Source organism: Dickeya dadantii NCPPB 898, from assembly GCF_000406145.1.
Taxonomy (GTDB): Bacteria; Pseudomonadota; Gammaproteobacteria; order Enterobacterales; family Enterobacteriaceae; genus Dickeya; species Dickeya dadantii.
Genome location: NZ_CM001976.1, coordinates 678,561 through 699,032 on the forward strand (window position 1 = coordinate 678,561; position 20,472 = coordinate 699,032).

20 protein-coding genes and 3 tRNA genes are annotated in these 20,472 nt (G+C 57.8%); 14 read left to right on the plus strand and 9 right to left on the minus strand.

Annotation, left to right across the window (positions count from 1 at the left end):
* Nucleotides 1–63: 63 nt before the first annotated feature.
* Complete coding sequence (gene rimI, locus DDA898_RS03575) at nt 64–507, minus strand: ribosomal protein S18-alanine N-acetyltransferase (protein WP_038910235.1); 444 nt, start codon at nt 505–507, stop codon at nt 64–66.
* Entirely contained in the window at nt 476–898 is a 423-nt protein-coding gene (locus tag DDA898_RS03580) for a DNA polymerase III subunit psi (protein ID WP_038910236.1), read from the minus strand. The genes rimI and DDA898_RS03580 overlap by 32 nt, the downstream gene beginning before the upstream one ends.
* A gap of 146 nt (nt 899–1,044) precedes the next feature.
* Here DDA898_RS03580 and rsmC point away from each other — a divergent pair, with 146 nt between their 5' ends.
* Nucleotides 1,045–2,073 (plus strand): 16S rRNA (guanine(1207)-N(2))-methyltransferase RsmC, encoded by a 1,029-nt coding sequence (gene rsmC, locus DDA898_RS03585; RefSeq protein ID WP_013316345.1) that lies wholly within the window; start codon nt 1,045–1,047, stop codon nt 2,071–2,073.
* A 37-nt stretch (nt 2,074–2,110) separates the two neighbouring features.
* Here rsmC and DDA898_RS03590 read toward each other — a convergent pair whose 3' ends face one another.
* A complete protein-coding gene (locus DDA898_RS03590; RefSeq protein WP_038910237.1) occupies nt 2,111–3,106 on the minus strand; it encodes an aldo/keto reductase in 996 nt (331 codons plus the stop codon).
* A gap of 113 nt (nt 3,107–3,219) precedes the next feature.
* Here DDA898_RS03590 and DDA898_RS03595 point away from each other — a divergent pair, with 113 nt between their 5' ends.
* The 4 genes from DDA898_RS03595 (at nt 3,220) to DDA898_RS03610 (ending at nt 4,583) form a co-directional block, all read left to right on the plus strand.
* The gene (locus DDA898_RS03595; RefSeq protein ID WP_038910238.1) at nt 3,220–4,122 is read left to right on the plus strand and encodes a LysR family transcriptional regulator; all 903 of its coding nucleotides are present in this window, start codon (nt 3,220–3,222) and stop codon (nt 4,120–4,122) included.
* A 116-nt stretch (nt 4,123–4,238) separates the two neighbouring features.
* Nucleotides 4,239–4,324: transfer RNA gene (locus tag DDA898_RS03600), tRNA-Leu, on the plus strand.
* 32 nt (nt 4,325–4,356) lie between these two features.
* A tRNA-Leu gene (locus DDA898_RS03605) sits at nt 4,357–4,442 on the plus strand.
* 55 nt (nt 4,443–4,497) lie between these two features.
* Nucleotides 4,498–4,583, plus strand: a tRNA-Leu gene (locus DDA898_RS03610).
* Between the two features lie 111 nt (nt 4,584–4,694).
* On the opposite strand, the gene DDA898_RS03615 is transcribed toward DDA898_RS03610, so the two are convergent.
* On the minus strand, nt 4,695–4,979 hold the full coding sequence (locus DDA898_RS03615; RefSeq protein WP_013316348.1) for a DUF1435 domain-containing protein: 285 nt from the start codon (nt 4,977–4,979) through the stop codon (nt 4,695–4,697).
* Nucleotides 4,980–5,107: 128 nt separating this feature from the next.
* Nucleotides 5,108–6,001 (minus strand): LysR family transcriptional regulator, encoded by an 894-nt coding sequence (locus tag DDA898_RS03620; RefSeq protein ID WP_033111588.1) that lies wholly within the window; start codon nt 5,999–6,001, stop codon nt 5,108–5,110.
* 111 nt (nt 6,002–6,112) lie between these two features.
* On the opposite strand from DDA898_RS03620, the gene budA reads away from it, so the two are divergent.
* Nucleotides 6,113–6,901 carry an acetolactate decarboxylase gene (gene budA, locus DDA898_RS03625; RefSeq protein WP_013316350.1) on the plus strand — a complete coding sequence of 263 codons (789 nt, stop codon included), beginning with the start codon at nt 6,113–6,115 and terminating at the stop codon, nt 6,899–6,901.
* A 55-nt stretch (nt 6,902–6,956) separates the two neighbouring features.
* Complete coding sequence (gene alsS / locus DDA898_RS03630; RefSeq protein ID WP_033111590.1) at nt 6,957–8,636, plus strand: acetolactate synthase AlsS; 1,680 nt, start codon at nt 6,957–6,959, stop codon at nt 8,634–8,636.
* 341 nt (nt 8,637–8,977) lie between these two features.
* On the opposite strand, the gene fucO is transcribed toward alsS, so the two are convergent.
* Nucleotides 8,978–10,129 carry a lactaldehyde reductase gene (gene fucO / locus DDA898_RS03635; RefSeq protein WP_038910239.1) on the minus strand — a complete coding sequence of 384 codons (1,152 nt, stop codon included), beginning with the start codon at nt 10,127–10,129 and terminating at the stop codon, nt 8,978–8,980.
* A gap of 670 nt (nt 10,130–10,799) precedes the next feature.
* On the opposite strand from fucO, the gene gcvT reads away from it, so the two are divergent.
* The 4 genes from gcvT (at nt 10,800) to DDA898_RS03655 (ending at nt 16,165) form a co-directional block, all read left to right on the plus strand.
* Nucleotides 10,800–11,900 carry a glycine cleavage system aminomethyltransferase GcvT gene (gene gcvT / locus DDA898_RS03640; RefSeq protein WP_038910240.1) on the plus strand — a complete coding sequence of 367 codons (1,101 nt, stop codon included), beginning with the start codon at nt 10,800–10,802 and terminating at the stop codon, nt 11,898–11,900.
* Nucleotides 11,901–11,931: 31 nt separating this feature from the next.
* Nucleotides 11,932–12,339 (plus strand): glycine cleavage system protein GcvH, encoded by a 408-nt coding sequence (gcvH, locus tag DDA898_RS03645; RefSeq protein WP_013316355.1) that lies wholly within the window; start codon nt 11,932–11,934, stop codon nt 12,337–12,339.
* 112 nt (nt 12,340–12,451) lie between these two features.
* Nucleotides 12,452–15,325 (plus strand): aminomethyl-transferring glycine dehydrogenase, encoded by a 2,874-nt coding sequence (gcvP, locus tag DDA898_RS03650; RefSeq protein WP_038910241.1) that lies wholly within the window; start codon nt 12,452–12,454, stop codon nt 15,323–15,325.
* Between the two features lie 189 nt (nt 15,326–15,514).
* Nucleotides 15,515–16,165 (plus strand): LysE family translocator, encoded by a 651-nt coding sequence (locus DDA898_RS03655; protein ID WP_038910242.1) that lies wholly within the window; start codon nt 15,515–15,517, stop codon nt 16,163–16,165.
* 69 nt (nt 16,166–16,234) lie between these two features.
* Here the strand turns inward: DDA898_RS03655 and DDA898_RS03660 are convergent, their stop codons facing one another.
* Nucleotides 16,235–16,843 carry an HD domain-containing protein gene (locus tag DDA898_RS03660; protein ID WP_013316358.1) on the minus strand — a complete coding sequence of 203 codons (609 nt, stop codon included), beginning with the start codon at nt 16,841–16,843 and terminating at the stop codon, nt 16,235–16,237.
* Nucleotides 16,844–17,051: 208 nt separating this feature from the next.
* Between DDA898_RS03660 and trhA the strand changes: the two genes are divergently transcribed.
* Nucleotides 17,052–17,702, plus strand: coding sequence for a PAQR family membrane homeostasis protein TrhA (trhA, locus tag DDA898_RS03665; RefSeq protein ID WP_038900288.1), 651 nt, complete (start codon nt 17,052–17,054; stop codon nt 17,700–17,702).
* 72 nt (nt 17,703–17,774) lie between these two features.
* On the opposite strand, the gene ygfZ is transcribed toward trhA, so the two are convergent.
* A complete protein-coding gene (gene ygfZ / locus DDA898_RS03670) occupies nt 17,775–18,755 on the minus strand; it encodes a tRNA-modifying protein YgfZ (RefSeq protein ID WP_038910243.1) in 981 nt (326 codons plus the stop codon).
* A gap of 311 nt (nt 18,756–19,066) precedes the next feature.
* On the opposite strand from ygfZ, the gene sdhE reads away from it, so the two are divergent.
* Both sdhE and DDA898_RS03680 read left to right on the plus strand, forming a co-directional pair.
* On the plus strand, nt 19,067–19,333 hold the full coding sequence (gene sdhE, locus DDA898_RS03675; RefSeq protein WP_013316361.1) for an FAD assembly factor SdhE: 267 nt from the start codon (nt 19,067–19,069) through the stop codon (nt 19,331–19,333).
* Nucleotides 19,314–19,745: a protein YgfX gene (locus tag DDA898_RS03680; RefSeq protein ID WP_038910244.1), complete on the plus strand. Its 432-nt coding sequence runs from the start codon at nt 19,314–19,316 to the stop codon at nt 19,743–19,745. The genes sdhE and DDA898_RS03680 overlap by 20 nt, the downstream gene beginning before the upstream one ends.
* Nucleotides 19,746–19,841: 96 nt before the next feature.
* Here the strand turns inward: DDA898_RS03680 and fldB are convergent, their stop codons facing one another.
* Nucleotides 19,842–20,360, minus strand: coding sequence for a flavodoxin FldB (gene fldB / locus DDA898_RS03685; protein WP_038910245.1), 519 nt, complete (start codon nt 20,358–20,360; stop codon nt 19,842–19,844).
* Nucleotides 20,361–20,472: the final 112 nt, after the last annotated feature.

Below are 20,472 nucleotides of genomic sequence, written 5' to 3' on the forward strand. Positions count from 1 at the left end.
TGATCGGCAACGAGAAGGAAACCACCGGAAAAGGAAACCGCCGCAAGATGATAAGGAGAGCCGTTACCCCAGCGGCAGCGCCATAATGATCGCGTCTTCCCGGCCGCCGGCGGTCGGGTAATAATCCCGCCGTACCGACACCTCGTTAAACCCCATGCTCTGATACAGCGCGATGGCGCGCGTGTTGGACGCGCGCACTTCCAACCACAGCGTCAGCATGCCGCGGTGCTCCAGTTCGGCGATCAGGTGTTCCAGCAACTGGCGCCCGTAGCCGTGGCGCTGATATGTCGGGTCGACGGCGATGTTGAACAGCGTGGCTTCATCCAGCACTACCTGAGTAATGGCGTACGCCACTAACTGCTGGTCGTGGCACAGTTTCAGGTTGAGGTAACGCTCGCCCTGATTGCTGATGAAGGTTTTTTCGCTCCACGGAAAAGCGTGGCTGAGGCATTCAATCTCAAACGCCCGCGGCAGGTCAGCCGTGGTCAGGGTGGAAATCATGTTCATGGTGACAAATCTGCTGCCACAGGGCGCGTTTCGCCCCGGCGTTGTGAGAAAGCTCGGCCAGAGCCGGGCTGGTCAATTGTACGCCATCCAACGCCAGCGCATCGGTGACGGGCTGCCCCAGCCACCAGCTGTGGCAGCGGGTGTGTTCCGGCAGCATCTGCGCCTGACGCGGCGTCAGGCCGACTATCTGCTGCGGGGAGAGATTCAGGCTGCGCAGGACGTCCTGCAATAGCGGGTCGTCGCTGGCGGGCAGCGGATGATCGGCGATGATCAGCAGCCGGGCGTCAGGCGGCAGGCTGACGGCGATCTCGCCTTTCAGCACCGACGGACGACGCAAGGTCCACTGGGTGATCCCCAGTTGCTGCAACAGCCAGTCCCGTCTTGATGTCATGCCTTACTCACTCTGCGTGCGATGGTGGTGCCCGATGATCATGATGATCGCGGTGCACGATTGTGCGGCGCTATGCTAACAAATCGCTGAACATGCGCCAACAAACCACTATAATCCTCGCTCAGTTTATTGAGGAGCTAGACCTGATGTCAGCATTAACCCCCGCCAGTGAAGTGATACTGCGCCACAGTGATGAATTTGTTTCCCGTCGGGTGCTGTTTGCCGGCGATCTGCAAGATACGCTGCCCGCCAATTTTGATGCAGCCGCCGTCACCGTGCACACTACGCAGTATCATCACTGGCAGCAGTTGCAGCCCGTACTGGGCGACAACGTGCACTTCTCGCTGCTGGCACAGGCTGAAACCGTAGCCGGGTGCGACACCCTGATTTACTACTGGCCGAAAAGCAAACAGGAAGCGCAGTTCCAGCTGTCCAATCTGTTGTCGCTGTTGCCGGTTGGGTGCGACATTTTCGTCGTCGGCGAGAACCGCAGCGGGGTCCGCAGCGCCGAAGGTATCCTGGAGCCGATCGCCGCCGTCAACAAGATCGACAGCGCCCGCCGCTGCGGCCTGTACCACGGTCGTCTGGAAGCGCCGTCCGCATTTGCGCTGGAGGATTGGTGGCTGGAGTATGACGTGGATGGCGTACCGGTACACACGCTGCCGGGCGTATTCAGCCGCGAGGGTCTGGACACCGGCAGCCAGTTGCTGCTTTCGACGCTGGAACCGCATCGCAAGGGTAAGGTGCTGGATCTCGCCTGCGGCGCCGGGGTGCTGGCGGCATCGTTTGCCCGCCTGTCGCCGAAAATCCGCCTGACGCTAAGCGATGTCGGCGCCGCCGCGCTGGAAGCGAGCCGGTCGACGCTGGCGGCCAACGGCCTGGAAGGGCAGGTGATCGCCAGCAACGCCTACTCGGATATTCAGGGACGTTTTGATCTCATCATCTCCAACCCGCCGTTCCATGATGGCATGCAGACTAGCCTGCACGCAGCGGAAGTGATGATTCGCGGCGCCGCCTCTCATCTGAACATCGAAGGCGAACTGCGTATCGTCGCCAACGCCTTTCTGCCGTATCCGGCGCTGCTGGATGAAACCTTCGGTAGCCATGAAGTTATCGCCCAGACCGGTCGTTTCCGCGTTTATCGCGCGATACTGCGCCGTAATAAGCACCGTTAACCGAGTCGCCCGGTTTTCACCGGGCGCGATGCTGTACTCAGGCGTTATCAAGCGTCGCCATGCCTTCCTGTCCGTAGCGCGCGCCCGCGGCTGCCTCCGGCGGGAAGATGGCGTTAATGTCATCCAGCTCGCGTGGCGTCAGGGATACCGACAGCGTGCCGACATTTTCCTCCAGATAGCGACGACGTTTGGTGCCGGGAATCGGCACGATGTGCTCGCCCTGTGCCAGTACCCAGGCCAGCGCCAACTGCGATGGCGTTACCGCTTTTTCCTGCGCCAGTTGCGTAATTTTGTCCACCAGTTGCAGGTTTTTAGCGAAGTTCTCGTCGCTGAAGCGCGGGTTGGCGCGTCGGAAGTCGTTCGCGGGCAGGGCGTCCCGCTGTTTGATGGCGCCGGTCAGAAAACCGCGTCCCAGCGGGCTGTAAGGCACAAAGCCGATGCCCAGACGGCGGCAGGCGGGCAGGATCTCCGCTTCCACATCCCGCGTCCACAATGAGTATTCGCTTTGCAGCGCGGTGATAGGGTGAACGCGGTGCGCGCGCTCCAGCGTGGCGGCGGAGGCTTCGCTCAGGCCGATATAACGAATCTTGCCGGCTTTAACCAGCAGGCCCAGCGCGCCGACGCTGTCCTCAATCGGCACCGCCGGATCGACGCGGTGCTGGTAATAAAGATCGATGACCTCGACGCCCAGTCGTTTCAGGCTGCCTTCGACCGCCTGGCGGATATAATCCGGCCGGCCGCAGACGCCACGCAGGTTCGGGTTGGCCGGGTCGCGCAGAATGCCGAATTTGGTGGCCAGAAACACCTGATCCCGCTTGCCTTTGATCGCCTTTCCCACCAGCATTTCATTGGTGTGGGGGCCGTACATGTCGGCGGTGTCCAGCAGGGTGACGCCCAGTTCCAGCGCTCGATGCAGGGTGGCGATGGCTTCGGTTTCATCCTGCCCGGGAGAATAGAAATCGCTCATCCCCATGCAGCCGAGGCCCAGTGCCGATACCGTTGGCCCCTGTGGGCCTAGTTTTCGCTGTTGCATGTTTATTACTCCGTGTTGTTAACCGCGCTTTTCAGTGTGGTTGTTTGAATCAAAAAGATAAATTCGCGGTTTTATGCAACACTGTTTGTAAAATACAAACAATGGAGCCGGCGATGGATCAGGTTCAGGCTATGCGGGTGTTTGTGCGCATTGTGGAAGCTGAAAGCTTCAGCCGGGCGGCGGAAAAACTGGGGCTGCCACGCGCCACCGTCAGCCAGACGCTGAAACGGCTGGAGCTGCGGCTGGGAGTGCGTCTGTTGCAACGCACCACCCGTCAGGTGCAGGTGACGGACGAAGGCATGCTGTACTACCAGCGCTGCGTGCAGTTACTGGCGGAAATTGAGGAAACGGACGCGCTGTTTTCCCGCCAGCGTCAGCAGCCCAGCGGGCGGGTGCGGATTGATATGCCGCATTCGCTGGCCCGGCAGGTGGTGATTCCGTCGTTGCCCGAGTTTTACCGCCGCTACCCGCAGATTTCGCTGGTGCTGAGCGCCAACGATTCAGCGATTAACGTGATGCGTGAAGGTGTGGATTGCGTGCTGCGCGCCTGGCAGGTGGATGATGACTCGCTGGTGGCGCGTTCGCTGCCGTCGCTGCCGCAGGTCACCTGCGCTTCAGTCGCTTATTGTGCCGAATTCGGCGTGCCCGACACGCTGGAGGCGCTGATGTCCCACCGTATGGTGGGCTATTTTTCGCTGCGCACATCGCATCGCTACCCGCTGGAGTTCATGCAGCAGGGGCAAATCATCACCCGCACTTTGCCCAGTCTGGTGGAAATCAACGGCGCCGATGCCTATATCGCCGCCTGTCAGGCCGGAATGGGGATTATTCAGGCGCCTCGCTACGGCCTGGTACCGCTGCTGTCGAGCGGCGAACTGGTGGAGATCCTGCCGCAGTTGCCGCCGCCCGATATGCCGCTGTATGTGATGTATCCCTCCGGGCGCTTTCTGGCGCCGCGCATCCGGGTGGTTATCGAGTGGCTTGCGCAATGCTTCCAGCAGGCACCGTTTGTCTGAATGCTGTTTTTTACAGCAAACGCTGATACAAGATGGAAATAATGATTGACGCCGGTGCGAAAATCTCTAGAATTCGCCTCCGTGGTGACATTGTGTGACGTAATGTTGCTTGGTTTGCGAAGGTGGCGGAATTGGTAGACGCGCTAGCTTCAGGTGTTAGTGTCCTTCGGACGTGAGGGTTCAAGTCCCTCTCTTCGCACCAAAATCACCACAGATTTGTATTTCACAGTACCTGCGAAGGTGGCGGAATTGGTAGACGCGCTAGCTTCAGGTGTTAGTGTCCTTCGGACGTGAGGGTTCAAGTCCCTCTCTTCGCACCACTGGGATACAAATCAAAGCCTTGTAGTAGCAAAACCGAATATTGTAGTAAACAGTGCGAAGGTGGCGGAATTGGTAGACGCGCTAGCTTCAGGTGTTAGTGTCCTTCGGACGTGAGGGTTCAAGTCCCTCTCTTCGCACCAATCTCCTCATCCTTATTCTTTTTTCCAGCACCGCAATTTTCCTCGCTTATAAAATCAACGGCGTGTTTCTTCCCTCTGGTTTTAGTGTGTTATGCCCGTTCAGGGTAGGCGTTACCATCCCTTTAGCGTAAGCGACAGCGCCGCCAGGCCGCCTGCCAGCGCAATACAGGACGGCAGCAGCAGATAGTGACGCATACGTCGGTGAAACAGCATGCTCAACGTGAGCAGCATCGCCAGCGCGCAGATGTACTTCAGATGGGTCAGATTCAGCTCCGGCAGGGCCAGCAACGGCATCAGCGCCGCCGGCAGTAGAACGCCCCAGGCGCTGGACAGACGTTTGCCAAAATACCAGCTTATTCCCCATAGCCCGCAGGCGGCGATCATGGCGGTCAGCATTGTGGCTTCCATTGTTGATAATGATAACTAATATCATATATCAGATTTGCCGCTATACAACCGGTGCCGCGTGATTTTTGTATTACCTGCCGTTTGACGACGGCAGGTTTTTTTACGCCCGCAGAGGGTCAGGTGTTGTGCAGATAGCCGCGTACCAGTTGCAGCATGTTCAGCAGCGTGGCGGAGCGGTCATGTTTGCGCCAGATTACGGCAATCTGTGTGGTGAGGTGCGGCGTGTTGGTGTCGTGATAGGTCACGTTGCCGGTCTGGATGCTGGACAGCGATTCAGGAACAAAGGTGACGCCAAAACCAGACGCCACCATGCTGATGGTGGCGGTGATATGCGGCGCCAGCGGATTGATTTGGGGCTGGTAGCCCGACAGATAGCAGGCGCGGATAATCAGGTCGTGCAGACTGGGGCAAAGTTCGCGCGGAAAGATGATCAACGGTTCCTGCCGCAACTGCCCCAGATTGATTTGCGTTTGATCGCTGAACGGATGGTTTTCCGGCAGCACCAGCCGCATCGGCTCGTCCGCCAGTAATTCGCCTTCAAACTCCTCGCCGATATCGCATGGCAGGCGTACAAACGCGATGTCGGTGGTGCGATTACGCAGGCTCTCCAGAATCTCATAAATATGTTCTTCACGCGGCTGCAGCCGGACGTTGGGATACTGCTGCCGATAGCGGCGCAGCAGCGCCAGTACCGCCGGGTGGAAGGTGACTGCGCAGGAGAAGCCGACATTGATCGCGCCGCTTTCCCCGCGGGCGATGCTGCGTACTCTCTCCACGGCCGAATCGGCCAGTTCCAGAATATGACTGGCGTCCTGATACAGCGCTTCGCCAGCCTCCGTCATTTCCACGCCACGGGTCAGCCGCTTGAACAGCGGCGTCCCAATTTCCCGCTCAAGTTTTTGAATCTGTTGGCTTAACGGCGGCTGTGATATGCCGAGAATTTCCGCCGCGCGGGTGAAATGCCGGGTTGAGGCCACTGCGACAAAATAGCGCAGGTAACGTAATTCCATATATTTTCGATCTCCAAACGGCCACATCTCTGTATTGGAACTTTGGTGTGACGAAGGTCAATATTCAAGGGAAACATTAAATAAATTTAAGTTGATCATCGTCAGAAGGGAATGGATATGAAAGATGTTAACTGCGTCGACCCCTGTGTCAGGGAACTGGCCAGCTTTGCACTTCATCATCAGAAACAGCATCCAGAGTGCGTTATTTATCAAACGTCATTAATGAGCGGGCTTATTAATGGCGTTTATGAAGGTAACATCACCATGGAAGAACTTCTGAAACATGGCGATTTTGGATTAGGGACGTTTAATGATCTCGACGGCGAACTGGTGGCGCTTAACAGCCGCATCTTCCAGCTCCGTGAGGATGGCAGCGCACGTGCGGCGCTGTCGAATCAGAAAACGCCTTTCGCGGTAATGACCTTTTTCCGGCCGACGGAGCAGATCCATTTCGGACAGGCCACCAGCCGCGAAGCGATTCATCAGCGCATTAATGATTTGATTGCAACAGATAATCTGTTTTGTGCCCTGCGGATAGATGGCCGCTTTAGCCACGTGGAAACCCGTACGGTACCTCGCCAGGAACGTCCTTATAAACCGATGCTGGAAGCGATTGCCCAACAACCCACGTTCCGTTTCGAACAGTGTCAGGGCAGCGTTATCGGTTTCCGTAGTCCTGCCTATGTTCAGGGGATTAATGTTGCTGGTTATCACGAGCATTTCATCACCGATGACCGCAAAGGCGGCGGACATATCCTTGATTATCGACTGGAAGAAGGCGTATTGACCTTTGGCTCTATCGCCAAACTGGTTATTGACCTTCCCCGCGACAGGGATTTCCTGAAAGCCAATTTATCCCCTGAAGATCTCGATAGCGTCATTCACTCTGTGGAGAGCTGAAGCGTCGAGCAGGTACTGAAAGCAAAAGCACACTGTTATGCAGAGGATAAACATTATGGAAAATATGGATGGTCAACAGCATTGGTCTAGCGGTGCGGAGCTGATCGTAAAACATCTTGAACAGCAAGGCGTCAACTATGTCTTCGGCATTCCTGGTGCAAAAGTAGACCGCGTGTTTGATTCGTTGGTGGATTCGTCGATCCAGACCATTCCTGTACGGCATGAGGCCAATGGCGCCTTTATGGCGGCCGCCGTCGGGCGTCTTACCGGCAAGGCCGGCGTGACGCTGGTGACGTCGGGGCCGGGCTGTTCGAATCTGGTGACCGGGCTGGCTACCGCGACGGCGGAAGGTGACCCGCTGGTAGCGCTGGGGGGCGCGGTCAAACGCGCCGACCGCCTGAAGCTGACCCATCAGAGCCTGGATACCGTCAGCCTGTTTCAGCCGGTGACCAAATACAGTGCTGAAATCACGGTGTCGTCCGCGATTTCAGAAGTGATGGCTAACGCCTTTCGCGCCGCTGAACTTGGGCGGCCGGGCGCGGCGTTCATCAGTCTGCCGGAGGATATCGTCAATGAACCGGTGGACAGCCCGATTCTGGCCCGTACTGCGCTGCCAACCCTCAACAGCGCGCCGCGTAAGGATGTTGAACGGGTGGCCGGGCTGATAAAGCAAGCCAAAAATCCGATCCTGCTGCTGGGGCTGATGGCCAGCCAGCCGAAAAACGCCGAGGCGCTGCGCCGCCTGCTGCATCACAGCCGCCTGCCGGTAACCAGTACCTATCAGGCCGCCGGGGTGATTGATCAACAGCATTTTGACCATTTTGCCGGACGGGTCGGCTTGTTCAACAACCAGGCCGGCGACAAGCTGCTACAGCAGGCAGACCTTATCGTCACGGTCGGTTACAGCCCGGTAGAATATGCGCCGGCGCTGTGGAATTCCGGCAATGCCACGCTGGTGCATATTGATGTGCTGCCCGCCGAAGTAGAAAGCGCCTACCGCCCGGATGTGGAACTGGTTGGCGACATCAGCATCACCATTGATGCGCTCAATGAGCAACTCAGTTCGCCGATCGTGCTGTCGTCACAGTCGGCGGCGATTTTGGAAGAGCGCAGTCAACTGCGTCATGAACTGGCGACCCGTGCCATCAACATGGACGGCTTCGCCATCCATCCGTTACGGCTGGTGCGGGTGATGCAGGATCTGGTCAATAAAGACGTTACCTTGTGCGTGGACATGGGCAGTTTCCATATCTGGCTGGCGCGTTATCTCTACAGCTTCCGCGCTCGTCAGGTGCTGATGACCAACGGCCAGCAGACCATGGGGGTGGCGTTGCCGTGGGCGATCGCCGCCGCGCTGGTGAATCCGAAACAGAAGGTGGTGTCGGTGTCCGGGGATGGCGGTTTCATGCAGTCCAGCATGGAGCTGGAAACCGCGGTGCGGCTGAAATCCAACATTCTGCACATCATCTGGGTGGATAACGCCTACAACATGGTGGAAATTCAGGAAGAGAAAAAATATCACCGCGCTTCCGGCGTCAAGTTCGGGCCGATTGACTTTAAAGCCTATGCGGAAGCTTTCGGCGCTAAAGGTTTTGCCGTGGAATCCGCCGCCGAACTGGTGCCGAAACTCTGGCAGGCGATGGATGTAGACGGCCCGGCGGTGATCGCCATTCCGGTGGATTACTCCGACAACCATTACCTGATGGAGAACGTGAATATCAGTCAGCTGATCTGAGCGTAATACGCTCGGTTCAGGTGCTACGATCCTACCTGCTGCAAGGCTTTGCAGCCTTTTGAGCCGTATTCGCCTGTGACGAATATTTCATCGTAAACGCCGTATGGCGAATGTTGAATGTTTCGTCACAGGCGCTGGTTGCTCCACGCGTCCTGAAGCCCCCGATAGTAATAAGGGGCTTGACCGGCCTGTCGCGGCGTTTGACGCGGCAGGTTCCGGTTCGTTATTGGCAGGACGCGCGTTTTTTGTCACTTCCCGCCACGTATCGACAAATCGCACAATCGGCGATTTGTTTATCAGTAGATAGATGATCAGTAGATCGATTATCAGTAAATCGATTATCAGTAGATCGACTGATACAACGCCTCAATCTCCTTCACGCTGGCCGGGCGCGGATTGCCGCCGGTGCAGACATCGTCGAATGCCGCCTGCGCCAGTGCCGGAATATCCTGTTCTTTCACGCCGACCTGACGCAATTGCGCCGGGATATCCACATCCTGCGCCAGTTGCCGCACCGCCTGAATCGCCGCGTTTCGCGCCTGCGCCAGCGGCATGACGTCCGCGCCTTGTACACCCATCGCCACGGCGATGGCGCGGAATTTCTCACCGGTGTATTCCGCGTTCCAGGCCATCACATGGGGCAACAGAATCGCGTTGGCGACGCCGTGCGGGGTGTTATAGAAAGCGCCCAGCGGATGCGCCATACCGTGCACCAGCCCCAGACCGACGTTGGAAAAACCCATGCCGGCGATATATTGCCCCAGCGCCATCGCTTCCACGCCATGCGGTTTACCCGCTACCGAATCACGCAGCGAACGGCTGATGATTTCGATGGCTTTGAGGTGCAGCATGTCGGTTAATTCCCAGGCACCCTGAGTGGTAAAGCCTTCGATGGCGTGGGTCAGGGCGTCGATACCGGTGGCGGCTTTGAGTGAGGCGGGCATGCTGCTCATCATGTTCGCGTCGATAAACGACACGATAGGGATATCGTGTGGGTCGACGCAGACGAATTTGCGCCGTCTCTCTTCATCGGTGATGACGTAGTTGATGGTGACTTCCGCCGCGGTGCCGGAGGTGGTGGGAATGGCAAGAATCGGCACGCTGGGTTTGCGGGTGGCCGCGACCCCTTCCAGGCTGCGCACATCGGCGAATTCCGGGTTAGTGATGATGATGCCGATGGCTTTGCAGGTGTCCTGCGGTGAACCACCGCCAATAGCGATCAGGTAGTCGGCGCCGGAGGCCTGAAAACGTTCGACCCCCTGCTGGACAACGGCGATGGTCGGATTGGGAATCACGCCGTCATAGATGTCATAAGGCAGGCCCGCCTTGTCCATCAGCGCGGTGACTTTACCCGCTACGCCGTACTTCATCAGTTCCTTGTCCGTCACCACCAGCGCTTTGCGAAAGCCGCGTCGCTGCACTTCTTCAGTCAGGTGAGCGATGGCGCCGCTGCCAAAATAGGACGTTTCATTCAATATCATTCTGTGTGCCATGATTTCTCCTTAACACATTGATTTTTAATCATTGAGGCGAATCGGTTATCCATTTGCGCCAGTAGCCGGTGTGGTTACAGTAGCCGATAGGGTTAATCGTTAATCTAGTCGTGTGCCGTGCAGGGAGAGGAAAAAGCTCGCTTCTGGTTGATAAAAGTCAACCCTTTGTCAGATGGATCACTCGCCGATGAATCCAGTGTGAAACCAGCCGGGACTCACCGCCTTCTCACGGCTGCCATCCGCCGCGTCGTACTGTCGCTGGCGGGAAGATGTCCACGACGGCGATCACAGAATCAGTAGGTGAGGGGAGCGGAAGGCAGTCGTCGCTTTACCTGAAATAATCTAATTTTAGGGTTTTTTCGCATTACTTAATCTAATTTAACTTGTGATTGTCTCTTCTGACATCAAACCAAAAAATCAAGTTTTAATAATTCGTGGTGTTGGTTTTATTTTTTAATTTGGCGCTAAGTTTTAATTATGTATATTTTTTCAGATTTATATCCTGATTGGGTGATTGGGTAATTCAAGGCTGTTCTGGCTTTTTATATAGATAAACTTATGGTTGAAGGAGTGGTGGAACGCGTGCTTCGGTGGTAAGTTCTGGGGCAGGATAAACGTTTGCGTCGTGGGGCCTGGCGTCACAACGCGCGGCTAACGTAGAGAGAAAAGAATGGCAAACCACACTCCGTTGTATCAACAGCATCTGGCCGATGGTGCCAAAATGGTGGACTTTCATGGCTGGATGATGCCGCTGCACTACGGCTCTCAGCTCGACGAACATCACATCGTACGCAATAGCGCCGGCATGTTTGATGTGTCGCACATGACCATCGTGGATCTGCGCGGCGTTCGCGTGCGTGAATTTTTACGTTATCTGCTGGCGAATGACGTTGCCAAACTCACCCAGCCCGGCAAAGCGCTCTATACCGCCATGCTGACGCCGTCCGCCGGCGTGATCGACGATCTGATCGTCTATTTCCAGACCGAGGACTATTTCCGGTTGGTGGTGAACTCCGCCACCCGCGAGAAGGATCTGGCCTGGATCGTCGAGCATGCCAAACCGTTTATGGTGGAGATTACCGAGCGTGAGGATTTGTCGCTGATTGCGGTGCAGGGGCCGCAGGCGCAGGAAAAAGTACGCCGCCTGCTGACCGATGCCCAGCGCGAACAGGTGGCCGGCATGAAACCTTTCTTTGGCGTGCAGGCGGGCGACCTGTTTATCGCCACCACTGGCTATACTGGCGAAGCAGGCTATGAAATCGCACTACCGCAGGAACAGGCGGTCGGCTTCTGGCAACAGTTGCTGGCGGCCGGCGTCAAACCCTGCGGGCTGGGCGCGCGCGACACGCTGCGCCTGGAAGCGGGCATGAATCTGTACGGTCAGGACATGGATGAATCCGTCTCTCCGCTGGCGGCCAACATGGGCTGGACCATCGTCTGGCAGCCGGAAGACCGTCAGTTCATCGGCCGCGAAGCGCTGGAGCGCCAGCAGGCGGAAGGCACTGAACAACTGGTCGGCCTGGTGATGACCGAAAAAGGCGTGCTGCGTCACGGTCAGCCGGTCCGCTTTACCGATAATCATGGCGTTATGCAGGAAGGGGTGATCACCAGCGGGTCGTTTTCGCCCACGCTGGGCGTCAGTATCGCCCTGGCCCGTGTTCCCGCCGGTATCGGCGAACAGGCTATCGTGCAGATTCGCAATCGCGAGATGCCGGTGCATGTGACCAAACCCAATTTCGTCCGCGCCGGCAAGGCGTTGGTTCAGTTTTAATTTTTGGCGTTAATGGAAGGAGAAGGTGGCAATGAGCAATGTTCCGGCAGAATTGAAATATACCTCGTCCCATGAATGGGTGATGGCGGAAGGCAACGGCGTTTACAGCGTGGGCATCACCGAGCACGCGCAGGAATTGCTGGGCGATATGGTGTTTATCGACCTGCCGGAAGTGGGCAGCACGGTCAACGCCGGTGACGACTGCGCGGTGGCGGAATCCGTCAAGGCCGCGTCCGACATCTACGCGCCGATCAGCGGCGAAGTAGTGGAAGTCAACGAAGAGCTGGAAGGCGCGCCGGAGCTGGTGAACAGCGCGCCGTATGCCGAAGGCTGGCTGTTCCGCATCAAGGCGTCTGACGAAGACGAACTGAACGAATTGCTTGATGCCGCCGGCTATCAGGCGCTGCTGGAAGAAGAAGACAGCGACGAAGAAGAATAAGCCTGACGCCCCGTTCGCTCCCCGCAACGGGGCGTTTTTATGGTCCGCTTGTTTTTATGATTGGTTTGAATGTGCTGCACATCACTGTGCCAAATGCAGGAAATTCCCCCACATGACCCAGACTCTCAGTCAACTCGAACACGGCAGTGCCTTCACGGAGCGCCATATTGGCCCGTCAGCCGCTCAGCAACAGCAGATGCTGGCCGCCATCGGCGCGGATTCGCTGGACGGGCTTACCTGCCAAATCGTCCCCGCCGATATCCAGTTGCCCCATCCGCCGGCGGTAGGCGACGCCGCCACCGAGTATCAGGCGCTGGCCGAACTGAAGGCGATCGCCGGCCGCAACCTGCGTTACAAAAGCTACATCGGCATGGGCTACCACGCGGTGCTGACGCCGCCGGTGATTCTGCGCAACGTGCTGGAGAATCCGGGCTGGTATACCGCGTATACGCCGTATCAGCCGGAGGTGTCGCAGGGTCGTCTGGAAGCGCTGCTGAATTTCCAGCAGGTGACGCAGGATCTGACCGGTCTGGAGCTGGCTTCCGCCTCGTTGCTGGATGAAGCGACCGCCGCCGCGGAAGCGATGGCGATGGCCAAACGCGTCAGCAAACTCAAGCAGGCCAACCGTTTCTTCGTTGCCGACGACGTGCATCCGCAGACGCTGGATGTGGTGCGTACCCGCGCGCAGACCTTCGGCTTTGACATCGTCACCGGCAACGCCGCCGACGCCGTGAAGTATGACGACGTCTTCGGCGTATTGCTGCAACAGGTCGGCACCACCGGCGAGTTGCACGACTATCGCGCGCTGATGTCCGAGCTGAAAAACCGCAAAGTGATCGTCAGCGTGGTGTCGGACATCATGGCGCTGGTGCTGCTGGACGCACCGGGCAAACAGGGCGCCGACATTGTGCTGGGATCGGCCCAGCGTTTCGGCGTACCGATGGGCTACGGCGGCCCGCACGCGGCGTTTTTCGCCTGCCGCGACGAATACAAACGCGCCATGCCGGGCCGGATTATCGGCGTTTCGCGCGATGCCGCCGGCAACACCGCGTTGCGCATGGCGATGCAGACCCGCGAGCAGCATATCCGCCGCGAAAAAGCCAATTCCAACATTTGTACCTCGCAGGTGCTGCTGGCCAACATTGCCGGCATGTACGCGGTGTACCACGGGCCGCAGGGGCTGAAGCGCATTGCCGGGCGTATCCACCGTCTGGCCGACATTCTGGCCGCCGGGCTGACCCAACGCGGTCTGACGCTGCGTCATCAGTACTGGTTCGATACCCTGACCGTTGAGGTCGCCGATAAGGCGGCGGTGCTGGGTCGCGCGCTGAGCGCCGGTATCAATCTGCGCGCCGATCTGGATGGCGCGGTCGGCATCGCGCTGGATGAAACCACCAGCCGCTACGACGTGCTGGCGCTGTTCGCCGTATTGCTGGGCGACGAGCACGGGCTGGATATCGACACGTTGGATACGGCGGTCAGCAGCCAGTCGGCGTCGATCCCGGCGGCGTTGCTGCGCAGTGACGACGTTCTGACGCACCCGGTATTCAACCAGTACCACAGCGAAACCGAGATGATGCGCTATCTGCACCGTCTGGAAAGCAAGGATCTGGCGCTGAATCAGGCGATGATCCCGCTCGGTTCCTGCACCATGAAACTCAATGCGGTGGCGGAAATGCTGCCGATCACCTGGCCGGAATTCGCCGAGCTACACCCGTTCTGCCCGACCGAGCAGGCGCTGGGTTACCGTCAACTGATCACGCAACTGTCCGACTGGCTGGTGCAACTGACCGGCTATGACGCGGTGTGTATGCAGCCGAACTCCGGCGCGCAGGGTGAATACGCCGGTCTGCTGGCGATCCGCCGTTATCACGAGAGCCGCAATGAAGGCGAGCGCAACCTCTGTCTGATCCCGAGCTCCGCCCACGGCACCAACCCGGCCTCCGCCCAGATGGCGGGGATGCAGGTGGTGGTGGTGGCCTGCGACAAGCAGGGCAACATCGACCTGCACGACCTGCGGGAGAAAGCGCAGCAGGCGGGCGATAAACTTTCCTGCATCATGGTGACTTACCCGTCCACCCACGGTGTGTACGAAGAAACCATCCGCGAAGTGTGCCAGATCGTCCATCAGTACGGCGGTCAGGTGTATCTGGACGGCGCCAACATGAACGCGCAGGTGGGCATTACCTCGCCGGGTTACATCGGCGCGGACGTGTCGCACCTCAACCTGCACAAAACGTTCTGCATTCCGCACGGCGGCGGCGGCCCGGGCATGGGGCCGATCGGCGTGAAAGCGCATCTGGCGCCGTTCGTGCCGGGTCATCAGGTCGTGGCAATGGATGGCGTGCTGACGCGTCAGGGCGCGGTTTCCGCCGCGCCGTTCGGCAGCGCTTCTATCCTGCCGATCAGCTGGATGTACATCCGCATGATGGGCGCGCAGGGGCTGAAACAGGCCAGCCAGCTGGCGATCCTGAACGCCAACTACGTGGCGACGCGCCTGAAAGACGCTTATCCGGTGCTGTATACCGGCCGTGACGATCGCGTGGCACACGAGTGCATTCTGGACATTCGTCCGCTGAAAGAGAGCACCGGCATCAGCGAAATGGATATCGCCAAGCGCCTGATCGACTACGGTTTCCATGCGCCGACCATGTCGTTCCCGGTGGCGGGTACGTTGATGATCGAGCCGACAGAGTCGGAAAGCAAAGTGGAGCTGGACCGCTTTATCGACGCGATGCTGGCGATCCGTACCGAGATCGACCGCGTGGCGGCGGGCGAATGGCCGCACGAAGACAATCCGCTGGTAAACGCGCCGCACACTCAGACCGAGTTGGCGGCCGACTGGTCGCACCCGTACAGCCGCGAGCTGGCGGTATTCCCGGCCGGACAGACCCACAAATACTGGCCGGCGGTGAAACGCCTGGATGACGTGTACGGCGATCGTAATTTGTTCTGTTCCTGCGTGCCGATGAGCGAGTACCAGTAAACGCGGTTTTTACAGTGAGAATAATCGGGAGGCGGTTCGAGTGCTTCCTGGGACAAGCGGGTGCGGCGTAAGCCGCACCCGTTTTTTTGTCCGGCATGTTTTGGGGGCTGACATGGTAGAGTGGTCGCTTCTCCCCCCCGAAAAAATAAAGAGGGAGGTGAGGCAGAATTAACAGATGGCGGGAAAATCATGTTAGGCATTCACGATATTTCACTGTTTATCCTGTCCGGCATTTTGCTCAACATCATGCCGGGGCCGGATTCGTTGCTGATTATGACGAAGAGTTCGTCACAGGGATGGCGCGCGGGTTCTGCTGCGGCGCTGGGCATCGGTTCCGGCACGCTGGTGCATGTTCTGGCCGCGGCGTTGGGGTTGTCCGCCATTCTGGCTACCTCGGCCACCGCGTTTACGGTGGTGAAAGTGCTGGGGGCGGTCTATCTGGTTTATATCGGCGTGCAGGCGTTACTGGATAAATCCGCCCACCGCGCCAAGGCCGACAGCGGCGCGCTGCCGGCCAACCGGCCTGTGCTTTCCATGCGGAAAATCTACTGGCAGGGGTTTCTCACCAACGTGCTAAATCCGAAAGTGGCGCTGTTCTTTCTGGCGTTCGTGCCTCAGTTCATTGACCCGCAGGCACCGCAGAAAGCGCTGGCGTTTATCGTTTTAGGATTGATCTTCAATTTCAACGGCATGCTGTGGTGTCACTTTTTGGCCGCGTCTACCGCATTGGCCAGCAGCAAGCTGAAAGTCAGCAAGGCGGTGCGTTTCTGGCTGAATAAGACCATTGGTGTGCTGTTTATTTCACTGGGCGTGAAGCTGGTGATGACGGCAAAAAACTGATCGGTACAGACATGTTCGTTCACCGAGATGAGCGGCCGCTGGCGCCGCTCATGCGGTGGTGAGCGCCGGTTATTTCAACCAGCCTTTTGCCTGCGCGTCTTCCAGATGCTGCTTCAGATAGCCCCACAGCGCCGGATTAATATCGTGGATAAAATCGTTGCGACTCAGCACCTGCTCCAGCCGAATACCGTGCTCCACCCAGCTCTGGCCGCCGTTGTGCAGGTTCATCAGCACCGGCATCACGCGGTCTATCATTAGCGCAAAGCGCGCTTCAGCGGTGTCGCCGGCTTCGTACTCGTGCCACAGCGCCAGAAACTGGTCGCGTTGTGGTGGCGGCAGCAGGCCGAAAATACGTGCAGCGGCGGCTTGCTCCTGCTCCTGAATGGCTGCGCGGGCTTTCAGGTCATACACCAGCACGTCGCCGGCATCGATCTCCACGATGTCGTGAATCAGCGCCATTTTCAGCACGTGGGTGATGTCGATGCCGTCATCGGCATAAGGCGCCAGACTCATCACCGCAACCGCAAAATGCCAGCTGTGCTCTGCGGAGTCTTCCTGACGATCGGTGCCAATCACCTTGGAGCGGCGCTGAACACTCTTGAGTTTGTCGATTTCCATCAGAAACCGGACGACATCGGTCATGGGGCCGAAATCCAGTACGGGTAAAGCGAGCGACATCCGTTAATCTCCTGCAATAAAGAGGCTCCATTGTAGGGGATGCACCATAGGATGAACATGCACGATTACCGTCTGAAAGCCGATGATTTTTATTTTAGCGTACAGGTGTACACTGGAATTGTTCTCAGTTAATCTGCTCAAAGCTTGCTCAGCGTGGCAGGGAAGGCCGCAGGCGCAGGCGTATGGGTAAGTGTGACAAGAGGTTGGCATGAAGAAAAAAACGGGGGAGTCGGGGTATACGCTGGCGGAAGAAATCGCCAACAGTATCAGCCATGGAATCGGTTTTGTCTTTGGGATTGTCGGGCTGGTGTTATTACTGGTGCAGGCGGTGGACAACGGCGCCACTTCTCTCGCTATCACCAGTTATAGTTTATATGGCGGTAGCCTGATTTTACTGTTTCTCGCATCGACGTTGTATCACGCCATTCCTCATCAGCGCGCAAAACGCTGGCTGAAGAAATTTGATCACTGCGCCATCTATCTGCTGATTGCCGGGACCTATACGCCTTTTCTGCTGGTGGGGCTTAATTCGCCGCTGGCGCGCGGACTGATGATCGCTATCTGGAGCCTGGCGCTGCTGGGCGTCATATTCAAGCTGGCGTTTGCACACCGGTTTAAGGTGCTGTCGCTGATTACCTATCTGCTGATGGGCTGGCTGTCGCTGATTGTGGTCTATCAGCTGGCGATGAAACTGTCCATCGGCGGCGTGACGCTGCTGGCGATAGGCGGCGCGGTGTATACGCTGGGCGTGGTGTTTTACGTCTGCAAGCGTATTCCGTTCAATCACGCCATCTGGCATGGATTTGTGCTGGGGGGCAGCGTGTGCCACTTTCTGGCGATTTACCTGTACGTGGAATAACCCGTGCGGATATTGCTGTTGGTCGGATGAGCATCAGAGAACCGCGGCTCCCTGATGCTTTTGAAGGCCCGGTTACTCTTCCAGCGAGTAAGGCAGCGGCTGAATAGCGAGCTGGCTGCCGCTGTCGTCGCGTACCCGCAGCACGCTGTCAGCTTCCAGATCGTTGTTCAGCACCGCCTGAACCCACAATGTACCGTCATGCAACTGGCTGGCCGCCAGCACGGTGCCGGTACGGCGCCAGTTATCGCCGAGTTTCAGGTCCAGCTCATCGCCCGCTGCGGGCGCCTGCGCGCCAGTGCCCGCCAGCCAGTACAGCGCACGTTTGTTGGCGCCGCGGTATTTGGCGCGCGCGACCATTTCCTGACCGGCGTAGCATCCTTTAGTGAAGCTAATGCCTTGCAGCGCCTGTAAGTTGGTGGCTTGTGGAATGAACTGTGCGCTGTTGACGCTGTCAATAATGGGCTGCCCGGCGGCGATATCCAGCGCCTGCCATTGGCGGCTGTCGTTGAGTTTGACGCTGGATGACAGCGTTTCGATGAGCGCGGCGGCGCGTTGTGCATCCAGCACCAGCAGGAAACGTTCGGCGGGGTGAGCCAGATGCAGCAGCGTCGCTCCCGGTTGCTGTACCACGGCGTTATCGGCGTCGGGCAGGGCATAGAACAGGGGCGCCAGATGCGCGCGGATGTCGAGACCCACAGCCCCCAGAAGCACGACGTTGTCATCGGCCGCGATGGTGGTTTTGGAGAAGACAGCGTATTTTTTCAGCTCCGCCAGTTGGGTATCTCTAATGCTGCGGCGCTCCAGATAAGCCAGCCCGTCGCCATAATGGAACAGGCGCAGGTTGCTCCACATTTTACCTTTGGCGTCGCAGTGGGCGCACAACACGTGCTGACCGGCCTGTAGGGTATCAACGTCGGCCGTAAGCTGGCCCTGAAGGTATTTGACCGTGTCCGGCCCGGCCAGGGTGACCAGCGCCCAATCATCCAGCGATATCAGGGTAGCGGGCAGTTGAGCGGAAGAAAACAGCGGTTGTGCGGTAAACGGATGAGCCATATGACAGTCCTGCGATGCGTAATGTCAGTGAATGACCCAATGGTAAAAGAGCGACAACGCTTTGCAAGCAGTTTAGGCTGTGTTCTGTCATAAGGCGGTGAACGACGGAACAGAAGGCGGAGGCGAGAAGGCGAAGTGAATTGGTCTAATTGTGCGATATGCTGCGCATCCGTGAAATAGTACACGCGATAGTACGCGAAAATATGTCAAAGTGTTACTATTAGTCGAAGGCCATCAGGTAGAATAGGGTTACACCGACATTCATCATCAACCTGCGCGGATAACCATACAGAGAAGTGGGCGAAATGAACATGGACATCAATAACAAATCACGTATTCACTGGGCGTGCAGACGCGGAATGCGTGAACTGGATATCTCCATCATGCCGTTTTTCGAGCATGAGTACGACACGCTGAGCGACGACGACAAGCAGCAGTTCATCCGTCTGTTGCAGTGCGACGATCCCGACTTGTTCAACTGGTTGATGAACCATGGCGAGCCGGTGGATCCGGCGCTGAAACGCATGGTTTCCCTTATTCAGACGCGAAATAAAGACCGTGGCCCAGTGGCAATGTGATTTACGCGTATCCTGGCGCATGCAGCTGTTTTCGCTGCTGACGCACGGGTTTCTGGTGCTGATGATCCTGCTGGCCCCCTGGCCGGACGGCTATGCGCCGCTGTGGCTGGGGCTGGTGACGCTGGTGGTGTTCGGTTTTGTGTTCAGCCAGCGCATCATCAAGACGCGTCAGGGGGAGATTTCCCTGCATGGGGAAAACCAACTGCACTGGCAGAAGCGTGACTGGCAGATAGTCCGGCGGCCGTGGCTGATGCGCAACGGCGTGTTGCTGTCATTGCGGGCGGTGGATGGCAAAGGGCATCAACGCCTGTGGCTGGCGTCTGACAGTATGGGAAACGAAGAGTGGCGGCTGTTGCGCCAACTGCTGCAGCAGCATTCGCTGCAGGGAACGGAATCCTCCCACCATCATTAATGGCGGGAGCCGCATCAAACCGGCATCAGGCGTTGCATCCATGCTGCACACGCAACGCCTGAACGCCAGCCCTGACGTCGCGCGTCAGGCTGTGCGTCAAAGTAACTCCGCCATTTCGTGCAGAATCTGCTCGCACCACTGTTGAATCCGCTCGTCGCTCATGTCGTACTGATTCACGTCATCCAGCGCCAGACCAACAAAGTGCTTACCGTCTTCCGTAACCGGTTTCGGGCTGGTGAAGTCGTAGCCCTCTGTCGGCCAGTAGCCGATAAAACGCACCCCCAGCGGCTTGAGCTGGTCGTGCAGCATGCCAAGCGCGTCCAGAAACCATTCGCCGTACCCTAACTGGTCGCCCATGCCGTAGAGCGCGACAATTTTGTCTTTCAGATTCAGCGCCGACAGCTGCGCCCAGATGGCTTCCCAGTCTTCCTGAATTTCACCGAAGTCCCAGGTGGGGATACCAAGGATCAGCATCTCGTAGTTTTCCATTTCCTGGGGCGCGACGTCTTTCACGTTGTGCAGGTCTACCAGCTCCTCGCCCAGAATGTCGCGGATTTTCTCCGCCGCCATCTCGGTGTAACAGGTGCTGGTGCCGTAAAAAAGTCCTATATTCATAAGTGTCTGATCGTGATTGCATCAATAAAGGCGGTATCGCAGAGCGTTTAGCCTAACGGAATATCACAGGGGCGTACAGGGCGGGAGCGGAAGAAGGGATGAAGACGGCGTC

Coding starts and splice junctions, on each gene's coding strand:
- budA (WP_013316350.1), top strand. CDS start 6,113: ATGGATATGAAAGATGTTAACTGCGTCGACCCCTGTGTCAGGGAACTG.
- ygfZ (WP_038910243.1), bottom strand. CDS start 18,755: ATGGCTCATCCGTTTACCGCACAACCGCTGTTTTCTTCCGCTCAACTG.
- gcvP (WP_038910241.1), top strand. CDS start 12,452: ATGACCCAGACTCTCAGTCAACTCGAACACGGCAGTGCCTTCACGGAG.
- gcvH (WP_013316355.1), top strand. CDS start 11,932: ATGAGCAATGTTCCGGCAGAATTGAAATATACCTCGTCCCATGAATGG.
- alsS (WP_033111590.1), top strand. CDS start 6,957: ATGGAAAATATGGATGGTCAACAGCATTGGTCTAGCGGTGCGGAGCTG.
- trhA (WP_038900288.1), top strand. CDS start 17,052: ATGAAGAAAAAAACGGGGGAGTCGGGGTATACGCTGGCGGAAGAAATC.
- DDA898_RS03615 (WP_013316348.1), bottom strand. CDS start 4,979: ATGCTGACCGCCATGATCGCCGCCTGCGGGCTATGGGGAATAAGCTGG.
- DDA898_RS03655 (WP_038910242.1), top strand. CDS start 15,515: ATGTTAGGCATTCACGATATTTCACTGTTTATCCTGTCCGGCATTTTG.
- rsmC (WP_013316345.1), top strand. CDS start 1,045: ATGTCAGCATTAACCCCCGCCAGTGAAGTGATACTGCGCCACAGTGAT.
- fucO (WP_038910239.1), bottom strand. CDS start 10,129: ATGGCACACAGAATGATATTGAATGAAACGTCCTATTTTGGCAGCGGC.
- gcvT (WP_038910240.1), top strand. CDS start 10,800: ATGGCAAACCACACTCCGTTGTATCAACAGCATCTGGCCGATGGTGCC.
- DDA898_RS03580 (WP_038910236.1), bottom strand. CDS start 898: ATGACATCAAGACGGGACTGGCTGTTGCAGCAACTGGGGATCACCCAG.
- DDA898_RS03660 (WP_013316358.1), bottom strand. CDS start 16,843: ATGTCGCTCGCTTTACCCGTACTGGATTTCGGCCCCATGACCGATGTC.
- DDA898_RS03595 (WP_038910238.1), top strand. CDS start 3,220: ATGGATCAGGTTCAGGCTATGCGGGTGTTTGTGCGCATTGTGGAAGCT.
- DDA898_RS03620 (WP_033111588.1), bottom strand. CDS start 6,001: ATGGAATTACGTTACCTGCGCTATTTTGTCGCAGTGGCCTCAACCCGG.
- fldB (WP_038910245.1), bottom strand. CDS start 20,360: ATGAATATAGGACTTTTTTACGGCACCAGCACCTGTTACACCGAGATG.
- rimI (WP_038910235.1), bottom strand. CDS start 507: ATGAACATGATTTCCACCCTGACCACGGCTGACCTGCCGCGGGCGTTT.
- DDA898_RS03590 (WP_038910237.1), bottom strand. CDS start 3,106: ATGCAACAGCGAAAACTAGGCCCACAGGGGCCAACGGTATCGGCACTG.
- sdhE (WP_013316361.1), top strand. CDS start 19,067: ATGGACATCAATAACAAATCACGTATTCACTGGGCGTGCAGACGCGGA.